General features: G+C 67.0%; 7 protein-coding genes. 5 read left to right on the forward strand and 2 right to left on the reverse strand.

Going from position 1 to position 17,962, the window contains the following annotated elements:
• Positions 1–23: 23 nt before the first annotated feature.
• From C5O27_RS09165 to C5O27_RS09175, 3 genes are all read left to right on the forward strand, one after another.
• The gene (locus tag C5O27_RS09165) at positions 24–13,703 is read left to right on the forward strand and encodes a non-ribosomal peptide synthetase (protein WP_127962552.1); all 13,680 of its coding nucleotides are present in this window, start codon (positions 24–26) and stop codon (positions 13,701–13,703) included.
• A gap of 146 nt (positions 13,704–13,849) precedes the next feature.
• Complete coding sequence (locus C5O27_RS09170; RefSeq protein WP_024497698.1) at positions 13,850–14,077, forward strand: MbtH family protein; 228 nt, start codon at positions 13,850–13,852, stop codon at positions 14,075–14,077.
• A 288-nt stretch (positions 14,078–14,365) separates the two neighbouring features.
• Entirely contained in the window at positions 14,366–14,680 is a 315-nt protein-coding gene (locus C5O27_RS09175) for a hypothetical protein (RefSeq protein ID WP_127962553.1), read from the forward strand.
• A 106-nt stretch (positions 14,681–14,786) separates the two neighbouring features.
• Here C5O27_RS09175 and C5O27_RS09180 read toward each other — a convergent pair whose 3' ends face one another.
• A complete protein-coding gene (locus C5O27_RS09180) occupies positions 14,787–15,389 on the reverse strand; it encodes a DUF4190 domain-containing protein (protein WP_127962554.1) in 603 nt (200 codons plus the stop codon).
• Between the two features lie 79 nt (positions 15,390–15,468).
• Entirely contained in the window at positions 15,469–15,987 is a 519-nt protein-coding gene (locus tag C5O27_RS09185; RefSeq protein ID WP_006867031.1) for an MTB12 C-terminal domain-containing protein, read from the reverse strand.
• A gap of 153 nt (positions 15,988–16,140) precedes the next feature.
• On the opposite strand from C5O27_RS09185, the gene C5O27_RS09190 reads away from it, so the two are divergent.
• Positions 16,141–17,238: an LLM class flavin-dependent oxidoreductase gene (locus tag C5O27_RS09190; RefSeq protein WP_127962555.1), complete on the forward strand. Its 1,098-nt coding sequence runs from the start codon at positions 16,141–16,143 to the stop codon at positions 17,236–17,238.
• Positions 17,235–17,936: an FMN reductase gene (locus C5O27_RS09195; RefSeq protein WP_127962556.1), complete on the forward strand. Its 702-nt coding sequence runs from the start codon at positions 17,235–17,237 to the stop codon at positions 17,934–17,936. Before C5O27_RS09190 ends, C5O27_RS09195 begins: the two co-directional genes overlap by 4 nt.
• The last annotated feature ends 26 nt before the right edge of the window (positions 17,937–17,962 follow it).

The following is a 17,962-nucleotide window of genomic DNA, read 5'->3' on the forward strand; positions in this document are numbered from 1 at the left end:
TACCTGTCGAAGGAGACACGACGATGACCGATCTGGTTCAGCTGTCCGGGACCGCCGGCGCACCCGCGCTGGTGTTCGGGGCCCGTCGGGTCTCGTACGCGGAGTTCGGGGCGCGTGTCTCCGTGCTCGCCCGGGAGCTGATGGCGGCCGGCGTCGGACCCGACGTCGCCGTCGGGGTCTGCATCGAGCGATCAGTGGAGATGCTGGTCGGCATCCACGCCGTGGTGGCCGCCGGCGGCCACTACGTGCCGCTGGACACATCTGCACCGGTGGAGCGCGCGAGCTACATGCTGGAGACCTCCGGGGCGCGGATCGTGCTCGTTGGGGCCGAGGGTTCACCGGCGGTGGTCGAGGCGCTCGGCGAGTCCGTGCGCACCTTCGCTGTCGACGCCTCCGAGGACGTCGACCTCGCGACCCCGCCGATCTCGGACGAGGAACGCCGGGTCCCGCTGCAGCCGGATCACGCCGCCTACACGCTGTTCACCTCGGGTTCGACGGGACGGCCGAAGGGCGTGACGGTGTCTCACCGGGCGATCGTCAACCGTCTCGGCTGGATGCGCGAGTGGTATTCGATCAAGGAGTCGGACGTCTTCCTCCAGAAGACCCCCGTCACCTTCGACGTGTCGGTGTGGGAGCTGTTCCTGCCGCTGGCCGTCGGTGCCACGCTGGTCATCGCCGAGCCCGATCGGCACGGCGACCCCTTCTACCTCGCCGACGTCGTCGCGTCCGAGCGAATCTCGGTCGTCCACTTCGTACCGTCGATGCTGGCGACCTTCCTCGACGTCCTCGGTCCGGTCCGCGCCGGCGGTCTCGTGTCGCTGCGGCTGATGTTCACGTCGGGCGAGGCGCTGAATCCGGCCACCGCACAGGCGGTGCTGTCCGCCCTCCCCGCGGTCGAGCTGCACAACCTCTACGGTCCCACCGAGGCCGCGGTCGACGTGACGGCCCACGAGGTGGTGCCCGGCGAGTCGGTCGTCCCGATCGGTGTGCCGGTCCCGAGCACGTCGACCTACGTTCTGGACGCACGCCTCCAACTCGTCCCCGCCGGGGTTCCCGGGGAGCTGTACCTCGGCGGCGTGCAGCTGGCGCGCGGGTATGCGGGACAGGCCGGTCTCACCTCGGAACGGTTCGTCGCGGATCGGTACGGCACCGACGGCGGGCGGCTCTACCGCACCGGCGATCTCGTCCGGTGGAACGCCTCGGGGGAGATCGAGTACCTGGGCCGCACCGACTTCCAGGTCAAGCTCCGCGGTCAGCGGCTGGAACTCGGTGAGGTGGAATCGGTCATCTCGGCTGTCCCGGGCGTCGTGCACGCGGCGGCGACGGTGGCGCGTGCCGGCGCGGACGACCAACTCGTCGCCTACGTGGCGCCGGCGACGGTCGACCTCGACCTGGTACGCGCGGCGGTGACGCGTGCGTTGCCGGAGTACATGCGTCCGACGGTGTGGATGCCTCTCGAGCGCATGCCGCTCAACAGTGCGGGTAAGGTGGCCCGTCGCGAGCTGCCGCTGCCCGAGGTCGGTGTGGCGGAGTACGTCGCCCCGGAATCCGACATGGAGGCGATGGTCGCGGCCGTCTACGCCGACGTGCTCGGACTCGAGCAGATCAGCGTCGTCGAGTCGTTCTTCGAACTCGGCGGGAACTCGCTGTCGGCGACCCGCGTCGCGGCGCGGTTGGCGGACACCCTCGATCTCGACGTCTCGGTGCGCGACCTCTTCGACACGCCGTCTGTACGCGAACTCGTACTCGCCGTCGCCGGGAGGGGGCGCACCCTCGCCCGGCTGACGGCAGGTGAGCGACCCGAGCGGTTGCCGCTCTCCACCGCACAGGCGCGGATGTGGTTCATCAACCAGTTCGACCCCGAGTCACCGGCCTACAACATTCCGATGGGTCTACGGCTGACGGGCGACCTCGACCGGGCGGCGCTCCGCGACGCGGTCGGTGACGTGATCGAACGTCACGAGGTGCTCCGGACCGTGTACCCGTCCGACCCCGGGGGGCCGTACCAGCAGATCGTCCCCGCAGACCGCGCCCGCGAGATGCTCGACTGGCTGGAAGACGGTGACGACGAGGAACTGATCGGGTCGGCGACCCGAGGCTTCGACGTGACGCGAGATCTCCCGATCCGTGGACGTCTGAAGTCGAACGCGGACGGAACCGTCGACATCGTGGTCACCGCCCATCACATCGCCTTCGATGGTGAATCGAACCCGGTGTTTGTCCGGGAACTGCTCGCCGCATACATGCGCCGAGTGAGCGGCGGGACCCAGGAGCTGCCGGCGCTTCCCGTCCAGTACGCCGACTACGCACTGTGGCAGCGGTCGGTCCTCGGTGACGCCCAGGACCCGGACTCGCCGATGGGCGCCGAACTCGCCTACTGGCGAGCCGCTCTGGCGGATCTGCCGGCGGTCACCGACCTTCCCATGGATCGTCCGCGTCCGGGTGTCCTGGACACCGCGGCCGCGCTCGTCTCGACCACAGTCGACGACGCGGTCGCCGAAGCGCTCGAGGCCTTCGCGCGCGAGCACGAGGTGACGCCGTTCATGGTGTCCCACGCGGCGCTCGCGGTCGCGGTGTCGCGGCTGGCCGCGACGACGGATGTGGTGATCGGTGCACCGATCGCGGGTCGCAACGATGCCGCCCTGCAGGATCTCATCGGCATGTTCGTGAACACCCTGGTGTTGCGGACGCCCGTCGATCCGGCTCGGTCGCTGGCCGACTTCGTGCGCACCGTGCGGTCGGTGGACGTGGACGCATTCGCCAACTCTGATGTGCAGTTCGACGATCTGGTCGAGGAACTGGCACCGGAGCGTTCGACGGCATATCAGCCACTGGTGCAGATCGCGTTCACCCACGAATCCGGCGATACTCGTCATGCGTCGGGTGCGCTGGCAACTGCAGGCCTCGACGCCCAGGCCCTGGCCACGGCCGAACCCGTCGCCAAGTTCGAGCTCACCGTTGGTGTGACCGACCGTTCGGCGGACGCCCCGATGGCGGTGAACTTCTTGTACGCGACATCGCTATTCGACGATGCGACCGTACAGCGATTCGCGAGCGTCTGGCTGCAGGTCATCACCGCGATGGTCACCGACCCGCAGGAGGCGATCGGAGACGTGGACATCCTCGACGAGCTCGCCCTGGACTGGATGCGTCCGAGTAGGAAGTCGGTGGGCGGATTCGGTACGGCCGACGACGGCGGCGTGACCGAGCCCCGGACTCTCGTGGAGGTGCTGGCCTCACGGCCGGCGAATCCAGTGCGGGCGGCGCTGGTGTGTGACGGCGCCGAGGTCTCCTACGCAGAGTTCGACGAACGCACCAACCGTGTTGCGCGGCAGCTCATCGCGCACGGGGTCGGCCCCGATGACATCGTTGCGGTAGGTCTGGAGCGCTCGATCGCATCGGTGATCGCGGTGTTCGGAGTGGTCCGGACCGGGGCGGCCTACGTGCCGATCGACCCGTCCTACCCGCAGGACCGTATCGATTACATGATTGCCGATTCCGGCGTGCGGTGGGGGATCACGGATATCGCGACCCGGCCGAGGCTGGGCGAGTCGTCGTGCGAGTGGCTCGACATCGACGAGATGTCGGCGAATGTCACGGTGTCCGGTGCGCCGGTCACGGAGGACGACCGACGCGCTCCCGTGCGTCTGGACAACCTGGCATATCTCGTCTACACCTCCGGATCGACCGGTCGCCCCAAGGCAGTCGGGGTGACGAATCGCGGCATCGCCAATTTCATCGATGCGCTCGGCGAGGTGTCGGGAACCCCGGCGGACAACCCGGACGTGCGGGTACTGCACGTCGCCTCACCGAGTTTCGATGCATCCGTGCTGGAGATGATGTGGTCGATCGGTCTGGGCCACACTCTGGTGATCGCGCCGGCCTCGGAGTACGCGGGAGACGCGCTGGGCCGCATCCTCGAACGCGACCGGGTCACCGACACGCTCATCACGCCGACCGTGCTGGCCACGGTGGACCCGGCTCGCGGGCGCAGCCTTCGCAACCTGGTGACCGGCGGTGAGGCGTGTCCCCCGGAGCTGGTGGAACGGTGGGCCGGGGTACCGGGCCGCCGGATGTTCAACTTCTACGGACCGTCAGAGGCGACCGTGTGGTCGAGTACCGGCCGCACGGAGCCGGGCCGACGCGTGACGATCGGCCGTCCGGTGCGTGGGTTCTCGGCGTACGTGCTGGACGGACGCTTGCACCAGGTGCCCAGGGGTGTGGTCGGTGAGCTCTATCTGAGTGCACCGGACTCGTTGGCTCGCGGTTATCTCGGACGGGCGGGACAGACGGCGGCATCGTTTGTCGCAGATCCGTTCTCGTCGGAACCGGGACGGCGGATGTACGCCACCGGCGACATGGTGCGACTCACGGGTGACGGCGAGATCGAATTCGCCGGACGTGCTGACGACCAAGTCAAGATCAACGGGCAACGCGTGGAACTCGGGGAGATCGAGACGGTACTCGCCGACCAGCCGGGCGTGGACTCGGCGGTCGTACTCGGCCACCGCGACGACTCGGGGCGCACTCGCCTCGTGGCCTACCTCGTCGCCGCCCGGGTCGACGACGCGCCGGTCGAGGTCGACGTCGACGCGGTGCTGGCGGCTGCCGCCACACGCCTGGCGGGGCACATGGTGCCCCCGGTCGCGATGGTGCTCGAAGAACTCCCGGTGACCCCGGGTGGCAAGCTCGATCGTCGGGCCCTTCCGGCCCCCGAGACGTCGACCGATTTCGACGACCACGTCGCGCCGTCGAATTCGACCGAAGAGGTCCTGGCGTCGATCGTGGCGGGTCTGCTGGGTCTGGATCGGGTCAGTGTCACCGAGTCGTTCTTCGCACTCGGCGGTGATTCGATCATGTCGATCCAGCTGGCCTCGGCAGCCAAGGCCTCGGGGTTGGTGTTGTCGCCACGAGAGATCTTCGAACACAAGACGATCCGTGCGATGGCGCAGGCGGTGTCGGCCGGCGGCACGCAACTGCCCGTCCTCGACGAGCCGACCGGCGGTCCCGTCGGTGATCTACCGCTACCGGCGATCGTGTCCTGGATGGTCGAGTCATCTTCCAGCGCCGGTGATTTCGCTGATTTCAATCAGTCGATGGTGCTCATCGCCCCGGCTGGAGCGACCGACGAGGCCGTGGGCGAGGTGCTCACCGCGGTGGTCACCGCGCATCCTATGCTGACCGCGCGGCTGCACCTCGACGACGACCGCTGGAAGCTGACCACGGGGACGCCGTTCGATCCGGTGTCGGCGGTGCATGCCCGTCGTGTCGACGCGCTGGTGGGCACACAGGCCTTCGCCGACGAGGTGCGTGCGGCCCATGTCGAGGCCGCCGGGCGTCTCGACCCCTCGACGGGCAACCTCGTGCAGGCGGTGCTGGTCACCGATGCCTCCGGTGCCGGGCGAATCGTGCTCGTCATCCATCATCTCGGCGTCGACGCGGTGTCGTGGCCGATCCTCATCGAAGACCTCGTGACCGTCTGGGCCCAGCGGTCCAATGGTCACCCGATCTCGGTTCGCGCCGAACAGACCTCCGCCCGCGCCTGGTCACATGCGCTGGACGCGCAGACCTCTCTGCGCAGCGGCGAGGTCGATCACTGGCTGACGCAACTCCCGGAGCGGCCCACCGACTTCGGAACCGCCTTCGACCCCGAACAGGATCGCTACGCCACCACGGCGTCGGTCGTCCATCAGATCCCGGCAGAGGTCACCGAAGCGGTCGTGACGAGCGTTCCCGAGGCCTTCGGCGGCAACGTCGACGACGTCCTCCTCGCCACGCTGGGGCGTGCCGTGCGGTCCTGGCAGGCCGACCGCGGTCTGGGGGACCGCGCGCCCGTGTCGATCCTGTCGGAAGGACACGGCCGCTACGAGGACGTCGTCGAGAAGGGAGCGGACCCACGCCGGGCCGACCTGTCCCGGACCGTCGGCTGGTTCACCACGATCGCACCGGTCGCGATCGACCCCACCGCCGACGTCGTGCACGCCGTGAAGTCGGCGAAGGAAGCACGCCTTGCCGCACCCGACCACGGTGTGGGTTTCGGACAGCTGCGTTACGGCGCGGACACCCCACTGGCACGCCGGCCGCTCCCGTCGATCGCATTCAACTACCTCGGAAACCGAGGCGGTACAGGCGTCGAGGACCAGACGGCCGGCACCGGCGCGCCGACCGTCCAGCTCGATTCGTGGCTGCCGGCAGGTGACGCTCCCTTCCTGCCGTCGACCGTCGACGGCAGGATGGCCGCGATGGCCACCCTCACGGTCAACGCCGGTACGACCGTCGGCCTCCAGGGTCGCACTCTGTCCGCCGATTTTCGCTTCCCGCAACGCATCCTGTCGGGCGACGACGTCCGCGACATCGCGTCGCGCTGGTCGGAGGAACTGTCCCTGCTCGTCGACCATCTCGCCGCGCACGGCGATCCCGGACTGTCGCCCTCGGACGTACGCGGCGGCGATGTCACACAGGACGACCTGGACGAGATCGAAGCCGCGTACCCGGGGTCGGCGGTCTGGCCGTTGTCACCGCTGCAGCGCGGCCTGTACTTCCAGGCGGCGCTCGCGGGAGACGACACGGTCGACGTGTACGTCACCCAGGCGGTGATTCATCTCGGCGGGGAGATCGATCTGGATCGTCTGCGTCGGGCCACCGATGACCTGCTGGCCCATCACCGATCCCTGCGTTCCGGTTTCGTGCGGACGTCGAGCGGATCCACGGTGGCTGTCATCCCGGCGTCCGCGCCCGTGCCCTGGGAGACGGTGGACATCGACGCCGTCGGACCCGACGAGGTGACTGCGGCCGTGGCCACGATCGAGGACGCGCAACGTCTCATCCCGTTCAATCTGGCCGCACCGCCACTCCTTCGCGTGGTCGCGGCGCGCCACACGGACGGCGTGAGCGTGGTGATCACCAACCACCACATTCTGTTCGACGGCTGGTCGGGTCCTCTGGTCCTGGCGGATCTGCTGGCTCTCTACGCAACCGGAGCCACCTACACGGGGCAGATATCCGACTCCCGTCAGGACTTCTCCGATTACCTGGCCCACATCGGGGCGGTCGACGACCGGGACGGCCTGGCCGCATGGTCCCGGGTCCTCGCACCCGTGGAGGGACCGACCCTCGTCGCCTCGGGGACCGAGGCGACCGCCGACCTCCTGCCGCGGGATTCCTCGGTTTTGCTCGACGAAGACCTGAGCTCGGCGATCGAGGCAGTCGCGCGTACCCACGGTGCAACGGTTGCGACCGTCCTGCAGGTGGCGTGGGCAGTGCTGCTGTCCCGCCTGACCGGCAACCGGGTGGTGACCTTCGGCGAGACGGTGTCGGGTCGTCCGGCCGATCTCGACGGTGTGGAGTCGATGGTCGGTCTGTTCATCAACACGTTGCCGGCCGTGGTGGACGTGGATCCGCGGGCAACGGTGATCGAGGTGCTGGAAAAGGTCCAGGCCGACAAGGTGTCGGTGCTCGATCATCAGTATCTGGGCCTCCCGGAGATCATCGCGGCGAGCGGTGCTCCGGTCGGATTCGACACCCTCACCGTGCACGAGTCCTATCCCGTCGACACCGACTCGGTGGCGACCGCCGACACCGGCGAAGGCCTGAACATCCGCGACGTGTCGACGCGCGACGCGACCCACTACCCGCTGAACCTGATCACCTCGCAGTCCGGCGGCCGACTGACCCTCAAACTCAAATACTTGCCCGGTGCATTCGACGATGCGCAGGTGCATGTCTTCCGGGACACACTCGTCGAGATCCTGCGCAGCATGGCGACTCAGCCTGATCTGCCGAGCGCGGACGTGCGACTGGCGTCCGCTGCCTCGCTCGAACCGATCGCCGAGCGGTCCACCGGACGCGATGTGGCAGTGGCGGATTCGACTGTCGCTGACGCGGTCGCCGCCGTCGTGGCGGCCGGACCCGCGGTGCCGGCCGTCGTTTTCGAGGGTCGCAGTGTCTCCTACGCCGAGTTCGGTGCGCGGGTGAACGTCCTTGCTCGTGAACTCATCGGTCTGGGCGTCGGCCCGGACGTCGCCGTCGGAGTCTGCATCGGTCGTTCGGTGGAGATGGTCGTCGCCATTCATGCGGTCGTCGCTGCGGGGGGCCAGTATGTGCCGATCGACACCGGCGCACCGGCCGATCGAGTGGGCTACATGATCGAGACCGCGGACGTGCACGTGGTGCTGACAGCCTCGGACGCGAGGCCCGAATCCCTCGCCGAACTGTCGGACACCGTCCGGATCGTCGCCGTGGACACCACCGGGGACGTCGACCCGGCGGTCGTGCCGGTGAGCGACGCCGACCGGATCTCCCCGCTGCGTCCCGATCACGCGCTCTACACGTTGTTCACTTCGGGGTCGACGGGTCGACCGAAGGGCGTGACGGTGTCGCACCGATCGGTGTCGAACCGTCTGCGCTGGGGACTGTCGGAATATCCCTGGGGTTCGTCGGACCGGGTGGTGCAGAAGACGCCGTACACCTTCGACGTGTCGGTGCCGGAGTTGTTCGGACCACTGCTGGCCGGCGCGACGATGGTGCTGGCGGCGCCGGGCGGACATGCCGATCCCGCCTACATCGCCGATCTGATCGGTGAGCAGCATGTGACCTCCGTGCACTTCGTGCCGTCGATGCTGTCGGTGTTCCTGGATGTCGTCCCGGCGCAACGTCTTCGCCAGTTGACCACGGTCAAGTGGGTGTTCGCCTCGGGGGAGGCGTTGCCGCCCGCCGTCGTCGCAGCGGTGCGACAGATCTGGCCGTGGGCCCAGGTGCACAATCTCTTCGGGCCGACGGAGGCCGCCGTCGAGGTCGCATACGCAGATGTCTCCTCGGCCCCGCGGGTGATCCCGATCGGAGTGCCGGTATGGAACACCGCCACCTGGGTGCTCGACGCGCGCCTGCGGCCGGTTCCGGCCGGGGTGCCCGGTGAGCTATACCTCGGGGGAGTGCAGGTCGCCCGGGCATACGCGGGACAGCCGGGACTGACCGCGGAGCGGTTCGTCGCCGACCCGTTCGGCAAACCGGGTTCGCGGCTGTACCGCACGGGCGATCTGGTTCGGTGGAACACCTCGGGTGCGATCGAGTACCTGGGCCGCACCGATTTCCAGGTGAAGCTGCGCGGACAGCGCATTGAGCTCGGCGAGATCGAGTCGGTGATCGCGGCTGTTCCGGGCGTGGTCCACACGGCTGCCACCGTGGCCACCACCCCGGCCGGCGGACAGCAGCTGGTGGGGTATGTCGCCCCGTCTTCGGTAGACCTTCGGATAGTGCAATCCGCTGTCGCGGAATCGCTCCCTGAGTACATGCGGCCGACGGTGTGGATGCTGATCGACGACGTCGTGCTCAGCTCGGCGGGCAAGCTGGACCGCAAGGCGTTGCCCGACCCCGACTTCGGCGGTTCGGCCGACGAATTCGTGGCACCGACATCCGGGGCCGAGCGTGCGGTCGCGTCGGTGGCCGCCGACGTACTCGGCCTCGAGGCAATCAGTGTCACGGCGTCGTTCTTCGACATCGGCGGCAACTCACTCTCGGCGATGCGACTGGCCGCGCGGGTGTCGGATGTGCTCGGGGTTGATGTATCGGTCCGACAGGTGTTCGAGACGCCGACGGTTCGTGGTCTCGTCGCCGCTTCGACGAGAAGCGGAGCCGCACTTGCGTCGGTGGTGGCGGTATCACCTCGTCCGGAGCGTATTCCGCTGTCTTTCGCGCAGCAACGGATGTGGTTCATCAATCAGCTGGAACCGCAGGCGATCACCTACAACATCCCGGCGATGTTGCGCTTCACCGGACCGCTGGATGTGGACGCTTTGCGACGGGCACTGGTGGACGTGGTTCAGCGGCACGAGATTCTGCGGACCACGTTCCCCGCACACGAGGGTTTCCCGTTCCAGTCGGTCTCGGATCCCGGCGAGGTCGAGGCGCGCCTGGACTGGCGCGTAGTCGACACGCAGGTTGAGTTCGAAACCGCGATCACAACCGGCTTCGACGTGTCCGATCAGTGGCCGCTCCGAGCCCGGCTGTGGAAGACCGATGTCGACGCGCACGTTTTCGCGCTCGTCTTGCACCACATTGCGGCGGACGGGCAGTCGATGGGTCCGCTTGTCGGGGACATCGCAACCGCGTACGCGGCCAGAAGTTCAGGTCTCACTCCCGAATTCGCGCCACTCGAGGTGCAGTTCGCCGACTACGCCATCTGGCAACACGCAGTCTTGGGAGCCCCCGACGACGAGCATTCCGTGGTGGGCGCCCAACTGGCCTACTGGACGGAGCAGCTCGCCGACCTGCCGGACGTACTCGGACTACCGACCGACAGACCTCGTCCGCCGGTTGCATCCCACCGCGGTCGACAAGTGGGGTTCGAGATCCCCGCTGAGGTGACCGCCCGCGTCGCGACGATCGCGGCCGATCATGGGGTGACGCCGTTCATGGTGGTCCACGCCGCGCTGTCGGTAGTCCTGGCGCGTCTCTCATCGAGCGACGACATCGCGATCGGTACTCCGATTGCGGGTCGCGGTCAGCGAGCACTCGACCCGCTGGTCGGCATGTTCGTCAACACCTTGGTCCTCCGTACCGGTTATGATCCGGGCCAGAGCTTCACGGCGTTGCTCGACGCGGTGCGTACAACCGATCTGGATGCCTTCGCGCATTCAGACGTGCCATTCGAGACCCTGGTCGATGCGCTCAATCCCGCCCGGTCACAGGGGTTCTCGCCGCTTACCCAGGTGATGCTTACCTTCGACCAGTCCGCTGTCGCGGCGACCGTGGCGCCGGAACTCGTTGGTGCCGAACTCGCCGGACTCACGGTTTCGTCCGTCGCACCACCGGAGGTGCCCGCCCAGGTTGACCTGACCGTCACAGTCGGTGCCGGTGAGCCGGGGAACAACTGGAGCGGCACGCTGACTTACGCCGCCGACCTGTTCAACGAGTCGACGGTCGTCGGGCTCGCGGACCGATTCATCCGTGTCCTGGCCGACCTGACGTCGACACCGGATGAGGCGGTTGCGAATGTCGCCTTCGCCTCAGAGGACGAAGACCGCCTCACATCTGAGTGGTCACGAGGACCGTCGGCGGCGCACGATCCGGTTCTGATCCCCGACAGGATCGGGAGTGCGGTGAGGTCGGGCTCACGCCGCACGGCACTCATCGTCGGCGAGCGCCGGGTGTCGTACCGGGAGTTCGGAGCGCGGGTGGCAATGCTCGCACGCGAACTCATCGATGCCGGCCTGTCGCCGGATACCCCGGTGGCGGTTTGCATCCCACGGTCGGTGGAGATGATTGTTTCGATCCATGCCATCTCGGCTGCAGGTGGGCAGTACGTACCGGTGGACGTCTACACGCCTGTCGACAGGACGCGAGACATGCTCACAACGGCTGGTGTCAAGACGATGTTGATGCGAGATCCGTCCGACGCGCCACAGGTCGCGGAGGTCGCCGATTCACTCGGGATCGACGTTCGAGAGGTGAGGTGTGATGACGCGGTCGGATCGAAGCAGTCGCCGTTGACGGCGGCGGAACGGCGACAGCCGCTCCGCGGTGAACATGCTGCTTACACGCTGTTCACTTCGGGGTCGACCGGCGTCCCCAAGGGCGTGACCGTCTCACATGCAGCCATCGCCAATCGGCTTGCGTGGATGCAGAACGCCTACCCCATCGACTCAGAAGACGTCGTCATCCAGAAGACGCCGTACACCTTCGACGTTTCGGTCTGGGAGCTGTTCTGGCCGCTCATGGTCGGAGCGACGCTGGTGGTCGCCGAACCCGACCGCCACGGCGAGCCCGACTATCTGGCCGAGGTGGCCCAGGAGTATGGCGTCTCGGTGATGCACTTCGTGCCGTCGATGCTGTCGACTTTCGTCGAGGTCCTCGGCGCGAACGGGCTTGCACGGCTTGACTCGGTGCGATTGGTGTTCACGTCGGGTGAAGCGCTTACCGCTCCGACCGCGCGAGAGGTCCTCGCGTCTCTGCCGTCGGGCGAACTCCACAACCTCTACGGACCGACCGAAGCGGCCGTTGACGTCACCGCGTACCAGGTGCTGGCCGATGAATCGACGGTACCCATCGGTCGACCCGTGCGGAACACGACGACGTACGTGCTTGACGAGCGGCTGCGCCCGGTGCCCCCGGGTGTCTCGGGTGAGATGTATCTGGGCGGGGTCCAGATCGCGCGAGGATACGTCGGTCAGCCGAAGCTGACTGCGGAGCGGTTCATCGCAGATCCGTTCGGCGAACCCGGTTCGCGCCTGTATCGAACCGGGGACAGAGTGCGCTGGAACAACGCGGGCGCGCTCGAGTACTTGGGGCGAGTCGACTTCCAGGTCAAGCTGAGGGGGCAGCGGCTGGAACTCGGCGAAATAGAGATGGTCATCGCTCAGGTGCCTGACGTCGTCCACGTCGCCGTTACGGTCGCGACTTCCCGTGCCGGCGACCAGCTCGTTGCCTACGTTTCGCCGGCAACGGTGGACGTGGATGCCGCGAAGGAACAGGTGTCGCGGTACTTGCCCGAGTACATGCGCCCCAGTATGTGGATGCTTCTCGACGCCATGCCGTTGAGTTCTGCAGGCAAGGTCAGTCGACGAGACCTGCCCCGGCCTCAGGTTTCGGCGGCCGAGTACGTCGCGCCCGAAACAGAAGTCGAGCGCGCGGTGGCAGCCGTGTTTGCCGAAATTCTCGGGGTCGAACGCGTCGGGATCACCGAGTCGTTCTTCGATCTCGGAGGTAACTCGCTGGCGGCGGCGCGCGTGGTGGCGCAAATCCGCGAGCATCACGGGCTCCGAGTCGAACTGGCCTGGCTCTTCAGCGACGCGACCGTGAAGGGGATCGCGGCGAGGATTGCGGCAAACAACGACGTCAGCGGCGACATCGTGATCACACTGCGTGCACAGGGTGCACGAGCCCCGCTGTTCTGCGTCCATCCCGCAGGCGGTCTCGCATGGTTCTACGGAGGTCTTGCCCCGTACCTGGCAGACCGGCCGATCTACGGATTGCAGGATCCGCACGTGGTGACCGGCGAGCCGAGCATCACTGACGCCCGCGAACTCGCGACGCGGTATGTGGAGGAGATTCGGCAGATCCAACCGCGCGGGCCTTATCATCTGCTCGGATGGTCAGTCGGCGGCGTCATCGCTCACGCGATGGCCACGCAGCTGCGTGAGCTCGGAGAAGATGTCGCTTACCTGGGCGTGATGGATTCCAGGCCCGAGGGCGAACCAGTCATCGTCGGGCACGAGAGTCCTCAAGAGGATGTCGTCGTCGCGGAGGGCACCGCACGGGTCGATCCTGATGGTTCTGCGGTGGTCGATGTTCTCGGCGGCTGGCGAGAACTTTTTGACCTCGGCGACGACGTGCAAGCGAGCACTCCGGAGGAGGTATCCGCAATCATCCGAACTCAGATCGCAGGCATGGGACTGCTCGCCGAGGAGCAGGTGGAGCGGATCATGGACAGCTTTGCCTCCTCCGACCAGGTCGTTATGGGATACCGGCCGGGTTTCCTTGACGCCCACATGTATGTCTTCACTGCGACCGCGGACAAAGAGAACCCAGCCACGGTGGCCGCAGCTTGGCGACCGTTCGTAGGGGGAGCCATCAAGAATGTCGACGTGGCGACTCATCACCTGGGTATGGCCAATGCGGAGGCCTTGGCCGTGATCGGTCCGGAGCTTGAACGTCAATTGGTTGCGATAGACGCCTTGTTGCAGGACGGTCAAGGCACTGCCGAGTGAGGAGCTCACCGTGACATCATCGTCATAATCCTGGTCCTGGGAGGGTTACTGCGGGAATAACCCTGCCGCAATTCACACAACAAGTCTGGTGACGAGGTCACCAGGAATAACTGGCCGGTAGTCCGGCCGATGGAGAAAGGAAGTACATGACGAATCCATTTGATGACGAGGACGGCCGCTTCTACGTGCTCGTCAACGACGAGAACCAGCATTCGCTGTGGCCGACGTTCGCCGACATCCCGGCTGGTTGGACCAAGGTGTTCGGCGAGGACAGTCGTGCGGCGTGCCTCGAGTACGTCGAACAGAACTGGACCGACCTCCGCCCCAAGAGCCTCATCGAGGCGATGGAAGCCGACAAGGGAGCAGGTTCCTGAGCCGCTTTGTCCGGCTTTGGATCTACCTGAATGTCGGGACGGTTCCGCGTGAATAACAAGTCAATCAAGGCATCCCAATGAACTGTCGCAACTGGAGCATCAGCAGTAACATAAAGTCACATTTCCCTTGCAGATCCGCTTGTGGAATGTGCCACAGATGCTGAAGCAACATTCCCCATATTTCGTGGGGTAGGGCACACTGTGTGGAAGGGCCGCAACGTACCAACGTCTGGGGAGGCGGGGACGCCGCGGTCACGCCGAAATGGCGGGGGGAAAGGTAGTTTGACCATGGACGATCTGCTGCACGACATCCAGAATCGTGGTGCGATCACACCGCACCTGACGGCGGTGCGGTTGGGGGACAAGGCACTCACCTACGGTGAGTTCGCCGACCGCATAGAGGACTATGACATCGTGCTCGCCGAGCAGGGTCTGTCCCACATCGCAGCCTTCTACGCGGCCCTGATGCATTGCATACCATCGCTGGCCGAGATCGAGCCGGTGGCCGCGAAGGTGCAGGTCATCGGTGAGATCGAGGCATGGCTGGGCCGCGAGCGCGGAGAGGTCGCGCCCGCGCGTCCCCGCCTCCGCGCCGTCAGCTAGAACCGGCTCACTTCAGACGACAAGGCCCTCCCGGTGTGATCCGGGAGGGCCTTGTCGTCCGCATGACGTGCAGGCGACGGCGGCCGACGTCGCAAAGTGTTCTGAGTCAGAGACCGAAGACCAACGCCAGGAGCAGCAGAATCGGCCCGCCGACGACTACGCTGCCGACACCGCACACGATCCCGGTGACGGCGCGGCCGGTTCCCTTGCGGTTCATCGGCGCCCGGTTGATCTGCTTGATACCGATGATTCCCGAGACGATGGCGACCATGCCGAGAATCGCGCCGAGTCCGAGGACCAGGGTCATCGGGATCGCGATCACACCGGTTGTCAGTGCCAGCGATGCAGCGGGCGCAACCGTGCGATGCACCACCGGAGGTGAATACGGCAGTGGTCGGACAACGGGGCCCGACCGAGGGTTCGTGAACGCGACCGGCGGGGGAGCGGAGTTCTCCAGATCCCAGAAGTCGCCCACGGGCGGGAGGGCGGCATGCTCCTCCGGCGCCGGGCGGACTCGCGTCTCTACGCGCGTGACGGGCCGTGCCGGGGACACGGGAGCCGAATGCTCCGATCGTGGCGCGGACGTGGCGGGAGTGTCTGCCGGATCGGTGGGAAGCGAGTAGTCGTCGAGATCGTTGACCGCGGGCCATCGCTCGTGACGTTCGGTGATCGCCGGTGAGAACGGCTGGGTGGGAATGTCGACGCGCACGGCACCTCCTCGCTCGCCGGCTCGCGGGACGGGCCGTACCCGGGCGAGTCTACCGGCGACGAGGAGGTGCCGGCCGGTGTCAGTGGTCGGTCGCCATTCCGGCGAGCTGGGTGACAGCATCGCCGCTGAGCTTCCATCCGCCGTCGGCGTCGACATAGGTGAGCTTGATGTCGACCGGGGCCGGGGCATGCGGGCTGGCGACGGCCACCGTGGCGACGGCCTTGTTGTCACCGTCCTTCGACACGTCCTTAACGGTGTAGACCTCGGGGGTGTAGCCGGCGGCCGACGAACCCTTTGCGAAGGCGATGAGCGCGGCCTTGGTGGCGGGGTCCGAGGTGTCGACGACCGAGTCCAGCTCGTCGGCAGGGGTCGCGGGGTCGACGGCCTTGCGCAGGATGTCCTGGGCCTTCGAGTCGCTGAGGCCGGTGACCTCGTCGATCGCGTCGCCAGCGGCGGTGGAGACCTCGGATGCGGCGGACTCGACTGCGGTCGACACCTTGCTGGTGGCCTCGTCCACGTCCTCGGACGAGCAGGCGGTGGCGACGAACAGCGCGGACCCGGCCAGGGCGATGGCGGCGACGGACTTCCGGATCTTCATTGATTCCCCTTCATGCGACGCCTCCGCGGATCGGCACCGCGGAGTAGTGAGCCAACACTAACCCAGCGGTCTGACGGAATTAATCGGACCGCGGTCCGGTTATGGTGGTCGAGGCTGCCTCGGCAGCGATCGTCAGTCAACGGAAGGCGCGACATGCAGTTCGGAATCTTCAGCGTCAGCGACATCACGACGGACCCCACCACGGGCAGGACGCCCACCGAGAACGAACGGATCAAGGCGATCGTCGAGATCGCCAAGAAGTCCGAGGACATCGGCCTCGACGTGTTCGCCCTCGGCGAGCACCACAACGAGCCGTTCTTCTCCTCGTCCCCGACGACGACCCTCGCCTACATCGCGGCGCAGACGCAACGTCTGCAGCTCAGTACCGCGACCACGCTCATCACCACGAACGACCCGGTGAAGATCGCCGAGGACTTCGCGATGCTGCAGCATCTCGCCGACGGACGCGTCGACCTGATGCTCGGGCGCGGCAACACCGGACCGGTCTATCCGTGGTTCGGCCAGGACATCCGCCAGGGCATCCCCCTCGCGATCGAGAACTACCACTTGCTGCACCGGCTGTGGACTGAGGACGTGGTCGACTGGGAGGGGCAGTTCCGTACGCCGCTGACGTCGTTCACCTCGACCCCGCGCCCGCTCGACGGCGTGGCGCCGTTCGTGTGGCACGGGTCGATACGCAGTCCGGAGATCGCCGAGCAGGCCGCCTATTACGGTGACGGCTTCTTCGCCAACAACATCTTCTGGCCGAAGGAACACTTCCAGCGGCTCATCGCCTTCTATCGCGAGCGGTTCGAGCACTACGGACACGGCCAGGCCCACCAGGCCATCGTCGGCCTCGGTGGACAGTTCTTCATCCGGCCGCGCTCGCAGGACGCGGTGCGCGAGTTCCGGCCGTACTTCGACAACGCACCCGTCTACGGCCACGGACCGTCGCTGGAGGACTTCACCTCGCAGACCCCGTTGACGGTGGGCAGCCCGGCCGAATTCGTCGACAAGACGCTGTCGTTCCGCGAGAGCTTCGGGGACTACCAGCGCCAGCTGTTCCTCGTCGACCATGCGGGACTGCCGTTGAAGGTCGTCCTCGAACAGCTCGACCTGCTCGGCGAGGTCCTGCCCGAGCTACGCGAGGGGTTCGCTCAGGACAGGCCCGCCGACGTCCCGGACGCGCCGACCCACGCCTCGCTGGTGGCCGCCCGCCGCGAGGGCGAGAAGATCGAGGTGCGGTCATGAACGGGGGTGCGGTGCGCCTCGTGGCGGTGAACGGCGGGCTCTCCGAACCGTCGTCGACGCGGATGTTGATCGACCGGATGACGGCGGCGGTGACCGACGCCGTCGGCGAGCGGGAGGCCGCCGTCGAGGTCGAGGTGATCGACCTGCGCGATCTGGCCGTCGACCTCGGCCGCGCCATGACCGTCGGGTTCGCCTCCGGACAGGCCCGCGCCGCTCTCGACGCCGTGGAAACCGCGGACGCGTTGATCGTGGCGTCCCCGGTGTTCAACGCCTCCTACAGCGGACTGTTCAAGATGTTCTTCGACCTGGTCGACGTGGACGCGATGTCCGGCAAGCCCGTGCTCATCGCCGCCACCGGCGGCAGCCCGCGGCACTCCATGGTGCTCGATCACGCGCTGCGCCCGCTGTTCTCCTACCTGCGAACCGTGACCGTGCCGACCGGGGTGTACGCGGCGTCAGAGGACTGGGCGGGCGCCGAGTCGGCGGGCGGTTCCGGTCTGAGTGGTCGAATCGACCGTGCGGCAAACGAACTCGCAGGGCTCATCGGGCCGCGGGCCGCGGGTGGTGCCGCGTCAGACACCCGGAGCCGCGTCGGCGACACACAGCACGACGCGCGTGGTATGGGACCCGACGTGCGCCAACAGACGATCGAGGCGGCGGGCATCGCCAACTTCGCCCGGTTGCTCGGCCCTTCGTGATGGCCCTCCCCGGGAGCGGGGCTCGG

The sequence above is a fragment of the Gordonia alkanivorans genome (assembly GCF_004011905.1).
GTDB lineage: Bacteria > Actinomycetota > Actinomycetes > Mycobacteriales > Mycobacteriaceae > Gordonia > Gordonia alkanivorans.

Excerpts from the sequence above, each read along its gene's own strand:
- C5O27_RS09195 (WP_127962556.1), top strand. The coding sequence starts at position 17,235 with ATGAACGGGGGTGCGGTGCGCCTCGTGGCGGTGAACGGCGGGCTCTCC.
- C5O27_RS09185 (WP_006867031.1), bottom strand. The coding sequence starts at position 15,987 with ATGAAGATCCGGAAGTCCGTCGCCGCCATCGCCCTGGCCGGGTCCGCG.
- C5O27_RS09170 (WP_024497698.1), top strand. The coding sequence starts at position 13,850 with ATGACGAATCCATTTGATGACGAGGACGGCCGCTTCTACGTGCTCGTC.
- C5O27_RS09175 (WP_127962553.1), top strand. The coding sequence starts at position 14,366 with ATGGACGATCTGCTGCACGACATCCAGAATCGTGGTGCGATCACACCG.
- C5O27_RS09190 (WP_127962555.1), top strand. The coding sequence starts at position 16,141 with ATGCAGTTCGGAATCTTCAGCGTCAGCGACATCACGACGGACCCCACC.
- C5O27_RS09165 (WP_127962552.1), top strand. The coding sequence starts at position 24 with ATGACCGATCTGGTTCAGCTGTCCGGGACCGCCGGCGCACCCGCGCTG.